This is a genomic window from Streptomyces sp. 13-12-16, from assembly GCF_002114215.1.
Taxonomy (GTDB): Bacteria; Actinomycetota; Actinomycetes; order Streptomycetales; family Streptomycetaceae; genus Streptomyces.
This window is the reverse complement of the sequence record NZ_NCTE01000381.1, coordinates 1-12,683: the sequence shown is the minus strand read 5'-3', so window position 1 is coordinate 12,683 and position 12,683 is coordinate 1. Positions and strand designations below refer to the sequence as shown.

The 12,683-nt window shown below is 73.7% G+C and carries 11 protein-coding genes, 1 other RNA gene and 1 pseudogene; 7 read left to right on the top strand and 6 right to left on the bottom strand.

Features of this window, described 5'->3' with window-relative positions; translation table 11 throughout:
* Positions 1 to 732 (top strand): bifunctional RNase H/acid phosphatase (locus B7767_RS15880; protein ID WP_256923457.1); only part of this gene is annotated, 732 nt, incomplete at its 5' end.
* Here B7767_RS15880 and eda read toward each other — a convergent pair.
* Genes eda through B7767_RS15855 form a run of 5 tightly spaced genes read right to left on the bottom strand, consistent with a single transcriptional unit; the run spans position 707 to position 4,263 of the window.
* Positions 707 to 1,366 (bottom strand): bifunctional 4-hydroxy-2-oxoglutarate aldolase/2-dehydro-3-deoxy-phosphogluconate aldolase, encoded by a 660-nt coding sequence (gene eda, locus B7767_RS15875; protein ID WP_085572756.1) that lies wholly within the window; start codon positions 1,364 to 1,366, stop codon positions 707 to 709. The genes B7767_RS15880 and eda overlap by 26 nt on opposite strands.
* 57 nt (positions 1,367 to 1,423) lie before the next feature.
* On the bottom strand, positions 1,424 to 2,206 hold the full coding sequence (gene yaaA / locus B7767_RS15870) for a peroxide stress protein YaaA (protein ID WP_085572755.1): 783 nt from the start codon (positions 2,204 to 2,206) through the stop codon (positions 1,424 to 1,426).
* Between the two features lie 26 nt (positions 2,207 to 2,232).
* On the bottom strand, positions 2,233 to 2,886 hold the full coding sequence (locus tag B7767_RS15865; protein WP_085572754.1) for a TetR/AcrR family transcriptional regulator: 654 nt from the start codon (positions 2,884 to 2,886) through the stop codon (positions 2,233 to 2,235).
* Positions 2,870 to 3,460, bottom strand: a complete 591-nt coding sequence (locus B7767_RS15860) for a hypothetical protein (RefSeq protein WP_085572759.1) — start codon at positions 3,458 to 3,460, stop codon at positions 2,870 to 2,872. The genes B7767_RS15865 and B7767_RS15860 overlap by 17 nt, the downstream gene beginning before the upstream one ends.
* Positions 3,461 to 3,507: 47 nt before the next feature.
* Entirely contained in the window at positions 3,508 to 4,263 is a 756-nt protein-coding gene (locus B7767_RS15855; RefSeq protein WP_085572753.1) for a MerR family transcriptional regulator, read from the bottom strand.
* A 133-nt stretch (positions 4,264 to 4,396) separates the two neighbouring features.
* On the opposite strand from B7767_RS15855, the gene B7767_RS15850 reads away from it, so the two are divergent.
* The 5 genes and pseudogenes from B7767_RS15850 (at position 4,397) to B7767_RS15830 (ending at position 8,552) form a co-directional block, all read left to right on the top strand.
* On the top strand, positions 4,397 to 4,963 hold the full coding sequence (locus B7767_RS15850; protein WP_085572758.1) for a Uma2 family endonuclease: 567 nt from the start codon (positions 4,397 to 4,399) through the stop codon (positions 4,961 to 4,963).
* A 23-nt stretch (positions 4,964 to 4,986) separates the two neighbouring features.
* A complete protein-coding gene (locus tag B7767_RS15845) occupies positions 4,987 to 5,841 on the top strand; it encodes an AraC family transcriptional regulator (RefSeq protein ID WP_085572752.1) in 855 nt (284 codons plus the stop codon).
* Positions 5,838 to 6,653 (top strand): annotated as a pseudogene (locus tag B7767_RS49300) (DMT family transporter); the annotation flags it as partial. The gene B7767_RS15845 and the pseudogene B7767_RS49300, both read left to right, overlap by 4 nt.
* Positions 6,654 to 6,768: 115 nt before the next feature.
* An RNA gene (rnpB, locus tag B7767_RS15835) (RNase P RNA component class A) lies at positions 6,769 to 7,182 on the top strand.
* A gap of 185 nt (positions 7,183 to 7,367) precedes the next feature.
* Positions 7,368 to 8,552: a M23 family metallopeptidase gene (locus B7767_RS15830; RefSeq protein ID WP_256923450.1), complete on the top strand. Its 1,185-nt coding sequence runs from the start codon at positions 7,368 to 7,370 to the stop codon at positions 8,550 to 8,552.
* Between the two features lie 16 nt (positions 8,553 to 8,568).
* On the opposite strand, the gene B7767_RS44640 is transcribed toward B7767_RS15830, so the two are convergent.
* Complete coding sequence (locus B7767_RS44640; protein ID WP_107486119.1) at positions 8,569 to 10,593, bottom strand: DUF4157 domain-containing protein; 2,025 nt, start codon at positions 10,591 to 10,593, stop codon at positions 8,569 to 8,571.
* 634 nt (positions 10,594 to 11,227) lie between these two features.
* On the opposite strand from B7767_RS44640, the gene B7767_RS15820 reads away from it, so the two are divergent.
* On the top strand, positions 11,228 to 12,683 hold a 1,456-nt coding region (locus tag B7767_RS15820; RefSeq protein ID WP_107486121.1), incomplete at its 3' end, for an ATP-binding protein.

Sequence of the window (12,683 nt, the reverse complement as noted above, 5' to 3'; positions counted from 1 at the left end):
GCCGGGACCGGCACCGCGCCCGAGGCCGCCGGTGTGAAAGCCGGCGCCGATCTCCGTGCCGCGCGGGCCGTCGCCACGCCCAGTGCCGGGTGGGCGCCCGCCGATCTGGGGCCGCCCGCGACCTTCGTGCTGCTGCGGCACGGTGAGACCCCGCTGACCCCGCAGAAGCGCTTCTCGGGCAGCGGCGGCAGCGACCCCTCCCTCTCCGGCGTCGGCCGGGAACAGGCCGAGAGGGCCGCCGAGTTCCTCGCCCGGCGCGGCACCGTCCAGGCGGTCGTCGCCTCGCCCCTCGCCCGTACGCGCGAGACCGCCGGCATCGTCGCCGCCCGTCTCGGGCTCGACGTGGCCGTGGAGGACGGGCTGCGCGAGACGGACTTCGGCGCGTGGGAGGGCCTCACCTTCGGCGAGGTCCGCGAACGTCACCCCGACGACCTGAACGCCTGGCTGTCCTCCCCGGACGCCGAACCCACCGGCGGCGGCGAGAGCTTCGCGGCCACCGCCGCCCGGGTCGCCGCCACCCGCGACCGGCTGACCGCCGAGTACCGCGGCCGTACGGTCCTGCTCGTCACCCACGTGACACCGATCAAGACCTTCGTACGCCTCGCCCTGGGCGCCCCGCCCGAGGCCCTGTTCCGTATGGAACTCTCGGCGGCCTCGCTCTCCGCCGTGGCGTACTACGCCGACGGCAACGCCAGCGTCCGCCTGTTCAACGACACCTCGCACCTGCGCTGAGCCCCGCCGCCGCCCGCGCCAGCGCCTCGATGCGGCCCCAGTCCCGGGCGGCCACCGCGTCCGCCGGGAGCATCCAGCTCCCGCCCACGCACCCCACGTTGGGCAGCGCGAGGTAGTCCGGCGCGGAACCGGGGCCGATGCCCCCGGTCGGGCAGAAGCGGGCCTGCGGAAGCGGACCGGCGAGCGACTTCAGGTACGCCGTACCGCCCGCCGCCTGCGCCGGGAAGAACTTCATCTCCCGCACCCCCCGCTCGAGGAGCGCCACCACCTCCGAGGTGGTCGACACCCCCGGCAGGAACGGCACCCCGGACGCCCGCATCGCCTCCAGCAGCACGTCCGTCCACCCCGGGCTGACCAGGAACCGCGCCCCGGCCGCCACCGCCTCGCCCACCTGTTCCGGCGTGATCACCGTCCCGGCGCCGACCACGGCGTCCGGCACCGCACCGGCGATCGCCCGGATCGCGTCGAGCGCGGCGGGCGTCCGCAGGGTCACCTCGATCGCGGGCAGGCCCCCGGCGACCAGAGCCCGCGCCAGCGGTACGGCGTCGGCGGCGTCCTCGACGACGACGACGGGCACGACGGGGGCGAGGTCCAGCACGGAGGAGGAATCCGGGGAGGGCAGGGGAGAGCGCATGACGTCATCCTGCCCACACCGATGCGCACTGCGCAAAGCTCATTGCAGAGGGTGCAATCAGTGCACCTCGTCCACCAGCACGTCCAGCGCCCACGCCGCCCCAGCCCTGGCCGGCGCCGTCGCCTCCACCTCGTACCGGAGGTCCCGCAGCGCCTCCACCAGCCCGGCGGGATCCTCCGGCGCGGCCCCGGCGGTCAGCAGGCTCCGTACGATCCGCCCCTTGGTCGCCTTGTTGAAGTGGCTGACCACCTTCCGCGTGGGCGCGTGCAGCACCCGCACGGTCGCCGTCCGCGCCGCCACCTCGCCCTTCGGCTTCCAGGCCGCCGCGTACGCCGCCGACCGCAGGTCCAGCACCAGCCCGTCCCCGGCCGCCTCGGGCAGCACCTGGGCCATCGGCGCACGCCAGTGCCCGCCCAGCGCGCCGAGGCCAGGCAGCTTCACACCCATCGAGAGCCGGTAGGAGGGAATCCGGTCGGTGACCCGCACCGCGCCCCACAGCCCCGAGAACACCAGCAGGGACGCCGCCGCCCGCCGCTTCGCCGCCGCGTCCAGGGACGCCAGGTCCAGGGCGTCGTACAGCACCCCGGTGTAGATCTCCCCGGCGGGCCGCGCACCGGCGGTCCGCAGCTCCGCGTTCTTCGCGACCTCGCCCCGCAGCCCCTCGCTCAGCCCGAGCACCTCGCGCGCCTTGTCCTCGTCGCCGGTGCACAGGTCCACCAGCTCGGCCAGGGCGGCCTCCCGCGCGGCGGCCAGCCCCGGCAGCGACAGCGACTCGGGCTTCAGCGGGGCACCGCGGCCGGAAGCGGCCTTTCCCTCGGACGGCGGCAGCAGGACAAGCACACGTACTCCTTCGATCGAGCTCGAAGTCAGCGTACGGCGTGTGCCAGCCGGTCCAGTTCGGCGCCGTAGAGGACGGCCGGGTCGAAGCCCATGCCCGTGAAGTGCCCCGCCAGCTCCAGGGAGAGCACCCCGTGCAGCCGGGTCCAGAAGGACAGCGCGCGGCGCAGGGCGGCGGGGTCCGCGGGGTGGTCGCCCGCCCACTCCCGGTGCTCGGCGAGATGGTCGTCGAGGCCGGTGGTGTCCGCCGGGCCCGCGACGGGGCGGGCGGCGTCGAGGACGACCGTCATGATCTCGCGGGCGGTCGTGGTGACGTCGTCGGGGGCGTGGTAGCCGGGGACCGGTGTGCCGTAGACGAGGAAGTAGCGCTGCGGGTCGTCGAGCGCCCACGCGCGCAGCGCGCGCCCCAGCCCGTCGAGGTCCGCGCCGGACGCGGCGGCGGCGCGGAAGACGTCGGCGAGGGAGCGGTAGGCGTCCCGGACCAGCTCGGTGATCAGTTCGTCACGGCCGGCGAAGTACCGGTACAGCGCGGGCCCGCTCATCCCCATCTGCCTGGCGATGGCGTTCAGCGACAGCCCCGGCGCCCCCGAGGCGGCGATCTGCTCCCAGGCGCGCTCCTTGATCTCCGCGCGCACCTGGGCGCGGTACCGCTCGCGAGGCGTCTCCTCAGCCTTGCCCACCACGTGCCGTGTCCCTCCGACAGCCGTCCGGTCGGACGCTATCACCGAGGGGAGCGGGGGAGGCGAGCGCGCGGACGAGCCCGTCGGAGTCGTCCGCGTGGAAGCGGACCACACGGATCTCGCGGGGACGCCCGAAGAAGGTGACGTGGGTGACCGGCTCGGCGAGCTCGACCGTGACGGTCGTCTGCGAACCGACGGCGAGATCGAGTTCCCCCTCCGCCACCTCGTGCGTCATCCGCAGCTCACGCCGGACCGAGGCGATCCGCCCGACCGGTATCCGCAGATCGACGTGGACGGCCCGGCGCACCCGCAGCACCCCGTCACCCAGCACATGGGGCCGTACGACGGACGCGGCGTGCAGCGCGACGACGAAGACGACGGTGTACACGTCCAGGAAGAGCACCACCGCGTGCACCGTCGGCCAGTCGCCCAGCAGCACGGACATCGCCACCGTCTCGACCACGCACACGAACGCGAACCCGTACATCACGGCCGCCTGCCCGCGCGCGTACCCGAACGCCGTCCCGCCGCCGACACCGTGCCTGCGCCGGGCCACCCACAGCCACAGGCTCATCATCAGCCGCAGCTCGTGCCGGACCAGCGCCCGGCCCACCCGTACGCCTCTCACGGCCGGCCCTCCGACACGATCCGCAGCATCCGCCGGATCGCTTCCGCCTGGGCGGGGGCGAAGTCGGCGTAGAAGGCCCGCAGGAAACTGCCGCTCTCGTCGAAGTCCGTTCCCTCCGGCACCAGCTCGGCCGGCACGCACGCGGCGAGGGCCCGGGCGGCCTCCTCCACCCGCGGGTCGTCCGGCCCGGCCTCGGCGAGCGAGTCGAGCAGGCGGTACGCGGCCGTCACCCGCTCCGCCCCGCCCGGTGCCCCGACCACCCCGCCCATCAGCCCCATCAGCCGTTCCCGTTCCTCCGGCGGCGCCGCGGTCTCGAGGAGCGCGAGCATCTCGCGGTCCTTGACGGCCATGGGGGAGTCGGCCAGGTGGGCCGTGTCCCGGAACAGCGCGGCCAGCTCCGGCGAGACCGGCCCCTCGGCGCTCAGCCCGTCCCCGCTCTCCAGCAGGGTCCGCAGCCGCGCCCGCCGCTCCCGGATCGCGGCCTCCTGCCGCGCCAGGTCCTCGTCCAGTTCCGTCAGCACCTCGACGAGCTCCTTCCCCGCGTCGTCCGCGAGCACGTCCCGCACCTCGGTGAGCCCCAGACCCAGCTCGGTCAGCCGCCTGATCCGCGCCAGCACGACGGCGTGCCGCAGCCCGTAGTCCCGGTAGCCGTTGCCCAGCCGCTCCGGCTCCGGCAACAGCCCCAGCTGGTGGTAGTGCCGCACCGCCCGCGTGGTGACACCGACGGCCGCGGCGAGTTCTCCGATCCGCATGACCCCAGTAGAAACGTTGACGCCGCGGCAGGGTCAAGCGAACCCCATCGGGTGAACGACCTCCGTCCGTCCCCGAGGTGAGCCCTCCCCACGCCAGTCTGAGCGGCGACCGAAAGCGAGGCACAGCAGCGTGATCACATACGACCCGACCTCCGAGAACCTCCTCCTGGACTGGTTCGTCGGTCTGAACACCCCGGAGGGGTTCCGGGCAGAACTCGTCGAAGGGGAGTTCCTCCTCAGGCCACTGCCGGACGGGTCGCACGAGCACTGCCTCGGTCAGATCGCGAGCCAGATCCACACCGGCTCCCGCACCACCATGGCCTTCTCCGGGAACAAGGGCTTGAAGCTGAAGAGCGCGCACGCCTGCCCACAGGACCACGTGATCCCGGACGGCACCCTCGCCCCCAGGGACCTGCGGCTCTACAGGGGAGCCGGCCCTTGGATGCCCTGTGCGGGCGTCGCCATGGTGGTGGAAGTGACCGATGCCAGACCCGAGACCGACCGCGAGACCAAGCCACGCTGCTACGCCCGCGGAGGCATTCCCCTCTACCTCCTCGTCGACCGCGAAACCTCCTCGGTCACGCTGTTCAGCGACCCGGAGGAGGATGAGTACCGCGAGCGGTGCACCCGCCCCTTCGGCAAACCGGTCACCCTCCCCGCCCCCTTCGGATTCGACCTGGACACCGCCGACTTCCTCTGATCCCCTGTGGGCGGGGGTGGAAGGTGACGGACGTACGGGAACAGGCCCGCTGGACCAGGGCGCGGCTCGGGCGGTGCGGTCCTCCCCTCGACCTGCTCACCGCCCGCTTCAGCCGGCACGAGTACGCCCCCCACGCCCACGAGGAGTTCACGGTCGGCGTCACCGTCGGCGGCCTGGAGACCATCGCCTACCGGGGCGGGCGCATCGTCTCCGGACCGGGCTCGATCGTCGTCCTCGAACCCGGCGAGATGCACACCGGCGGCCCCGCCGCTCCCGACGGCTACTCCTACCGCGCCCTCTACGCCGTCCCCGCCCTCCTCACCGACGGCACCCTCGGCGGCAGCGGCCTCCCGCACTTCCGGGAACCCGTCCTCGACGACCCCGAGCTGGCCGCCGCCCTGCGCCGTGCCCACACGGACGTGAGCTCCTGCCCGGACCCCCTGGAGGCGGAGTCCCGCATCCCCTGGCTGCTCACCGCCCTCGCCCGCCGCCACTCCACCGCCCGCGGGGACGACACGGCGGTCCCCGGCGCGGGCACCGTCGCCGTCCGCGACCGCCTGGCCGACGAACTGCTCGCCCCGCCCTCCCTCGCCGACCTCGCCGCCGACCTCGGCCTCTCCCGCTACCAGCTCCTGCGCGCCTTCCGTACGACGATGGGGGTGCCCCCGTACGCCTGGCTCGCCCAGTACCGGGTGACCCGGGCCCGCGCCCTCCTGGACGCCGGAGCGCGCCCCGCCGAGGTGGCCGGCCTCGTCGGCTTCGCCGACCAGGCCCACCTGACCCGCTGGTTCCGCCGCGTCCTCGGGGTGACCCCGGCGGCGTACCGCAACAGCGTTCAAGACAGCGCCCGCCGACCCGGCCGACACTCACCTTCATGACTGCACGCGGCTGGGCCCTGTTCTCCCTGATGGGAGTGGTCTGGGGCATCCCCTATCTGATGATCAAAGTGGCGGTGGACGAGGTGTCCCCGTCGACGGTGGTGTTCGTGCGCTGCGCGCTCGGCGCCGTGCTCCTGCTCCCCTTCGCCCTGCGCCGGCCGGGGCTGGCCCGGAACGTGCGGACGTACTGGAAACCGATGCTGGCGTTCGCGGTCATCGAGATCATCGGCCCCTGGTACACCCTGACCGACGCCGAACGCCACCTGTCCAGCTCCACGGCGGGTCTGCTGATCGCGGGCGTACCGATCGTCAGCGTCCTGCTGTCCCTCCCCCACTCTCGGCTTCGCTCGAGCGGGGGGACCCCCACCTTCGGCGCCGCGGAGTCGCTGGGCGTCCGCCGGACCACGGGCCTCGCGCTCGGTCTCGGCGGTGTCGGTGTCCTCACCGTCCCCCACCTGACCGGCGGCGACGCCCTCTCCCTGGCGGAGGTCCTGGTGACGGTCGTCGGCTACGCCACGGCGCCCCTGATCGCCGATCGCCACCTCAAGGACGTCCCCACGCTGCACCTCATCACGCCCTGCCTGGCCCTGGCCGCCCTGGTCTACGCCCCCGCGGCGGCCGCGACCCGCCCGGCGGCCCTGCCCTCGGCCGGCACCCTCGCCGCCCTGGCCGCCCTCGGTGTCGTCTGCACGGCGGTGGCCTTCGCGGCCTTCCTGGAACTGATCAAGGAGGCGGGCCCGATCCGCGCGTCGGTGATCACGTACGTCAACCCGGCGATCGCGGTGGCGGCCGGCGCGCTGTTCCTGGACGAGCCCCTGACGGGAGGAGTCCTCGCCGCCTTCGCCCTGATCCTCGCCGGCTCGGTCCTGGCGACGGCCGCCGCACCGGGGCCCCGCCCGCGCCCGGTACCATGGTCGGCACGGCAGACGAGCCGGGCGGGCGGCCGCGTGGAGTCCCTCACGGGACTTCCCGAGGAACGTCCGGGCTCCACAGGGCAGGGTGGTGGCTAACGGCCACCCGGGGTGACCCGCGGGACAGTGCCACAGAAAACAGACCGCCCGGCGCTCAGGCGCTGGGTAAGGGTGAAACGGTGGTGTAAGAGACCACCAGCGCCTGAGGTGACTCAGGCGGCTAGGTAAACCCCACCCGGAGCAAGGTCAAGAGGAGTCGCCTCCTCGGAAGGGAAGGCGACTCTGCGCGGACGTTCGAGGGCTGCCCGCCCGAGTCCGCGGGTAGACCGCACGAGGCCGGTGGCAACACCGGCCCTAGATGGATGGCCGTCGCCGGCGGGCCCGCGAGGACCCGCCGGAACAGAACCCGGCGTACAGCCCGACTCGTCTGCCGGCCACATCCAGGTCCGCCCGGCGCTGTCGCGCCGGGCACCGGCGGTGCCCCATCGGGCAGTTCAGCCTGTCCTCGCGACCGGTGACATCGTGATCACGGGCTCGTTAGCGTCTGAGCGTGAGCCGATACATCCCGCCGACATCACGCCCCGCCGTGGCGCCCTCCTGGAGCCGGCCCGGCACGTGACCAAGGACAGGGAAGACACGGCGTACCCCCTCATGGCGGGGACGACCGGGAACGAAGCCACGCGGAACGAGCCCGCGGACGACGACACGGCGCAGCCCGAACCGCAGGCACCCACCGCGGGGCCGGCCACCACGGAGCCGCGCCGTCGCGGCCCCGGCCCCTTCACCCTGATCGTGCTGCCCGGTGTGGTGACGCTCACCGGGGTCCTCGCCTTCCTCTCCCTGACCGGCGTCCTCGACACGGCCCTGCCGCAGGACCAGGCGCCGGGCGGGCCGGAGTCGGCCGTCAGCAACGTGGACGGTTCCTACGTCCCCTGGCTGCGCAAGGCGACCGAGGACTGCACGGGTGTCACGCCCGCGCTCCTCGCCGCGCACATCGACCGGCTCTCCGGGTGGCAGGACGACACCGCGAGCCTCTCCGAGCAGGGCATCGCCCGTTTCACGGACGCCGGCTGGAAGACCTGGGGCCGGGACGACGACGGCAACGGCACGTCCTCGCCGCGCGACGTGGTGGACGCGATCATGGCGCTGGGGCGGCAGGACTGCTCCCTGGCGGAGAAGATGACCGCGCTGCGCACCGAGGGCACCGTCAACGGTGACGTCGCCGACCTCACGCTCGCCGCGTACGCGGCCGGGGCGGACCGGGTCGAGAAGGCCGGCAAGGTCCCCGGCGCGGCCCGCGCGTTCGTCGCCGAGGTCAAGGAGCGGCTGCCGCGGTACGACGCCCTGGTCCGGAAGAACCCCGAGCAGGAGGGCGGCCGGGCCGCCGGCGCGCTGCTGACGCCGCCCGTCACCACGCTCACCGTCACCTCGCCGTTCGGTTCGCGGGCGCACCCGCTGACCGGGGTCACCAAACTCCACACGGGCGTCGACTTCGGCGCGCCGCAGGGGGCCCAGGTGTCCGCGTCGTGGGAGGGGCGGGTCGAGTTCGCCGGCCTGACGTCGGCCTACGGCTACCGCGTGGTGATCGACCACGGCACGGTCGACGGGAAACGGCTGGAGACCACCTACAGCCACCTGTCCGCCCTCCAGGTGACCACCGGCCAGGGCGTGACCACCGGCCAGGCCGTCGGACTCGTCGGCTCGACGGGCCTGTCCACCGGCCCGCACCTCCACTTCGAGGTCCTCCTCGACGGCCAGTACACGGACCCGACCGCCTGGCTCACCGGCGGCGGGCGGTGAGCCGGGCGCCGTTCGTTCAGTAGGAGCCGATGGACATGGGGGAACCGTAGCGGGAGGCCCGTGCGCGCTCCTGCTCCTCCCGCAGCTCCGCGTGGACCCCGCGCAGCTTGTTGCGCACCTGGTTGTGGAGGCTGGTGAACTCCGCCTCGGTGATGGTGCCGCGCTGCGCGTCCATGATCTGCCGGTGCACCGTCCCGGTCACGGAGGCCGCCCCGTCCACATCGGAGCCGCGGCCGGGGTCCTCGATGATGTCGATCGCGAAGCTGATCCAGTCCGCCTTGTGGTACGGGCCGCCCGGTACGGCCGGCGCATCGGCCTCGGGCCGTTGGAGGAGCGCCTCGACGGTCAGCCGGATCGCGTAGCCGAGCCCGAGGAAACGGGTCCGGTAGTCCCGCAGCGCGGTCTCCATGGCCAGTTGCTCCGTGTTGACCGCGTTGGTGCCGACCACCAGGTTGCGGAACTCGGTGGGTCCGTTGTCGCCGTCGCCGATGAGGTGGCACCACTCGTGCGAGGCGCGCCGTCCCACCCCGCCGCCGCGGCCGGTCACCGGCATCAGGCCGTGCGCGGGCATGTTGCCCATCGCCGCCGCGGGGTTGCGCCCGGCGGTCGCCCGGTCCACCGTCGGCGGCCTGGACACCCGGACCTGCCTGCGGAGCTTGCCGTTGTTCCGCTCCTCGGCCCGGTTCGCCTTGGCGTCGAAGCCCCGGGTGCTCAGGAAACGGCGGCTGTCGTTGGACGTTCCGTCCGCGTGGGCGAAACTCGGGTCGGTCACGGGACGCCTGTAGAAGACGAACGGCTGGCTCGGGTCCGTGGGCAGCGGCACGAGATCGGTGACGTCGTCGGTGACACGGTTGGCGGCGTCCAGGTTCCGCAGTCCGGCCAGGGCTTCGGGGTCCCCTTCGCCCTCGTAGTCCGGGTTGACGTCCCAGTAGTCGCCGAACCGGTAGGTCCGTCCCATCGACCGGCCACCGGACCCCTTGGGGATCATCCTGACGACCCTGAAGGACCGGTCGGGATCGATCAGCGTGGGACTGTGCTGGAGATCGCTGTTGATGAGTTCCACGCGGTAGACGAAGAACGAGGTCTGGTACTCGACCTGCCAGCTCTCCTGCAGGGTGCCGCCCCGGCGGCCGGCCGAGGCCCTGGGCAGGGAGGCGGTGCGCTCGACGCGCAGCGCGTCCGTCCCGTAGCCCGGACGCCGGCCGGCGTAGACGCGGTCCGGTACCCGCACGAGGTTCCCGTCGGCGTCGAACTCCTCGTCCGGCACCCACATCGCGACGAGGTAGCTGAGCTCCTCGCGCTGCTCCTCCTGCTCGGCCGCGCTGGCGCGCAGCGGCATCCGCTGCACCGCCGTCCCCGGCCCGCCCGCGTGTCCGTGCCCGTGTCCCGTGTGTCCGTGCCCGTGCCCCGTGTGTCCCTCCGGCGCGTGGTCCGTCGTGGCGGGTGCGGGCGGGGCGCCGCCCAGGACGCGGGTGGCCTCGGCCTCGGCCTCGCGTTCGAAGCGGTCGCCCGGGTCGGACACCCGTACCCCGTCTCCCCGGTCGGTGCCGGCGACCGGGCCGCTGCGCTGCTGGATCACATGGGTCAGCTCGTGGGCCAGCGTGTGCCGGTCGGCACCGCCCTCACCGACGACCACATGGCTGCCGGAGGTGTAGGCGCGGGCGCCGAGGGCGGCCGCGGACTCCCGTGCCGCGTGGTCCGTGTGCAGCCGTACGTCGGAGAAGTCGGTCTCGAAGCGGGCCTCCATGTCGGTGCGGATCGCGGGGTCGAGCGGCCGGCCGGGCCCGCGCAACGCGTCCCGCACCGACCGCTGGACGGACGTCTGCTCCGATGCCCGGTCCGCCGCGCGCTCCCGCTGGATGGCCTGCCCCAGGGCGGTGTTCCCGGCGAGGCGCTGGAGGGCGAGCAGGCCCGCGGGGCCCGAGGAGGACAACCGCTCGGGGGCCGGCAGCCGCCCGGCGGGAGACGGGAGCGCGGGCCGGGCCGGCCGGCCCCCGTCGTGGCCCTGTTCCTGTTCACGAGGGGGGCGCTGCGCTGTCATCGGCTCTCCCGGCTTGCACGGACATGACGTCCCGGCATCGTCGGCCCGGGAGTGCACCGTGTGAAGGTCCCTTCGGCCAGGAATTCGCGCAGACCCGAGACGCCCGCGCGGCGCTCCCGGTTTCCGCCGCCCCGGCGAGGCGGATTCCCCCGGCGCGCGGTTCGGCTTCTCTCCCACTCACCACGGGGCGTCGTCACGAAAACTCCACGATCAACGGAATTCCCACACCCCGACGGCCGGGCCGTTACGAAGATCCGCGTACGTGAGGAAGTCGGCGTACGCATGGTCGTCCGAAATTCGACACTGCGCGCGGGCGGGAGAGTCGGCGGATCCGGGCGTGGAGAAGCGATGTGACGCCGTGTCAGGAAGATTTCCGTGCGTATTTCCGCCCTCGGGCCGGACTGGTCCGGCCTCGTCCCGGATACCACAGCGGGACGCACGGGCGACGAGTTCACGACGAACTCGAATTGCTGACGGGTTGTGCAACAAGCGCGGCTTTCTCGCCCATCAGGGTGATTAGCATGAGCCGTACGTGGCCGGAAGATCGTCTTCCTGTTGGCTGACCCCTCCTGCCCGCGGCTGTCGTCGTGCCGTCGCCCGATTCCCCTGCTCTCACCGACCGAGGGACCGCTCCATGCCAGTGCCTGCTCCGTCCAGCCAGCATCCATCGGCGGGGGCACCGCGCACCTCGTTCGCCGCACGGGCGGCCGTGCTGGTGACGAGCGCCGCCGCCGGCGGCGCGGCGGTCGCCCTGGCGCCGTCCGGCTCCTCCACGTGGACCCTGGCCGTGGTGGTGGCCGGCTGGGTGTGCGTGGCCGTCACCGTCCTCGTCGACCACCGGCTCCTCCACCGGGCCCGCCGCGCGGCCGCCGGACGGGAGTCGGAGAACAGCCGGCTGAAGGCGGAGGCGGCCCGGCTCTCGGCCGAGATCTCGCACCTGGCCGGTGTGACGCTGCCCGCCGTGGCCCAGCGGCTGCGGGAGGGCGCGAGCGCGGCCGACGTGCTGGGCAGCGTGCCTCCGCCGTCCGACCCGCAACTGCGGCGGCTCGCGCACACCGTCGCCGCCACCGTCGAGGAGGACGTGCGGCGGGCACTCGCCCTGGACGGCGAATACCGCACGATGCGCGGTGAACTGGAACAGGCGGCGGCCGAGCACGAACGCTTCGTGACGAAGACGCTGCCCGCCGCCGTCGCCCGGCTGCGCGACGGCCGGTCCGCCGACACCGTGCTCGCCGAGGTCGACCTGCCCCGGCTGCCGGGGCTGCGCGTCCCGGCCGAATCGTTCATCCGCGAGCTCGCCCACAGCGAGCGGCGCGCCGCCGCGGCACAGGCCGCCTCCGCCAAGGCGCTCAGCCGCGTCCAGGCCAAGGCCGTGCGGATGCTCGCCGACCTGCGGGAGATGCAGGAGCGGCACGGCGAGGAGGTCTTCGGCGACCTGCTGAAGCTGGACCACAGCACCTCCCAGCTCGGCCTGATGACCGACCGGCTGGCGCTGCTGATGGGCGGCAGGTCCAGCCGCGCCTGGAACAAGCCGATCGTGATGGAGAGCATCCTGCGCGGCGCCGTCGGCCGCATCGCCGCCTACCAGCGGGTGCGCCTGCACTGCTCCACCCGCGCCGCGGTCTCCGGCTTCGCCGCCGAGGGCGTGATGCACCTGCTCGCCGAACTGATGGACAACGCCGCGAACTTCTCCCCGCCCATCGACGAGGTGCACGTCTACGTCGAGGACCGCAGCGCCGGCATCGTCGTCACCATCGAGGACAGCGGCCTGAAGATGGCCGACGCGGCGATGCGCCGCGCCGAGGAGGCCGTGACCGGCCGCGCCACCGACCTCGCCTCGCTGCAGGGCACCCGGCTCGGCCTGGCCGTGGTGGGACGGCTCGCGGCGAAGTACGGCATCAGCGTCAACTACCGCCCCTCCTCCCGCGGCGGCACCGGCGTCGTCGTCCTGCTGCCCCTGGACCTGCTCGCCCAGCAGCGCGACCTGGTCCCGCACGAGACGCCCCCCCGGCCCGACGCGACGCCCGCCCCGGCACCGCTGCCCGGTGCCACCGCCCGTCCCGCGGCAGCGGCACTGCCCCCGGCCGACG

Bases quoted from the DNA above. Each gene is read 5' to 3' on its own strand.
- B7767_RS15860 (WP_085572759.1), bottom strand. From the start codon at position 3,460: ATGATGAGCCTGTGGCTGTGGGTGGCCCGGCGCAGGCACGGTGTCGGC.
- eda (WP_085572756.1), bottom strand. From the start codon at position 1,366: ATGCGCTCTCCCCTGCCCTCCCCGGATTCCTCCTCCGTGCTGGACCTC.
- B7767_RS15855 (WP_085572753.1), bottom strand. From the start codon at position 4,263: ATGCGGATCGGAGAACTCGCCGCGGCCGTCGGTGTCACCACGCGGGCG.
- B7767_RS44640 (WP_107486119.1), bottom strand. From the start codon at position 10,593: ATGACAGCGCAGCGCCCCCCTCGTGAACAGGAACAGGGCCACGACGGG.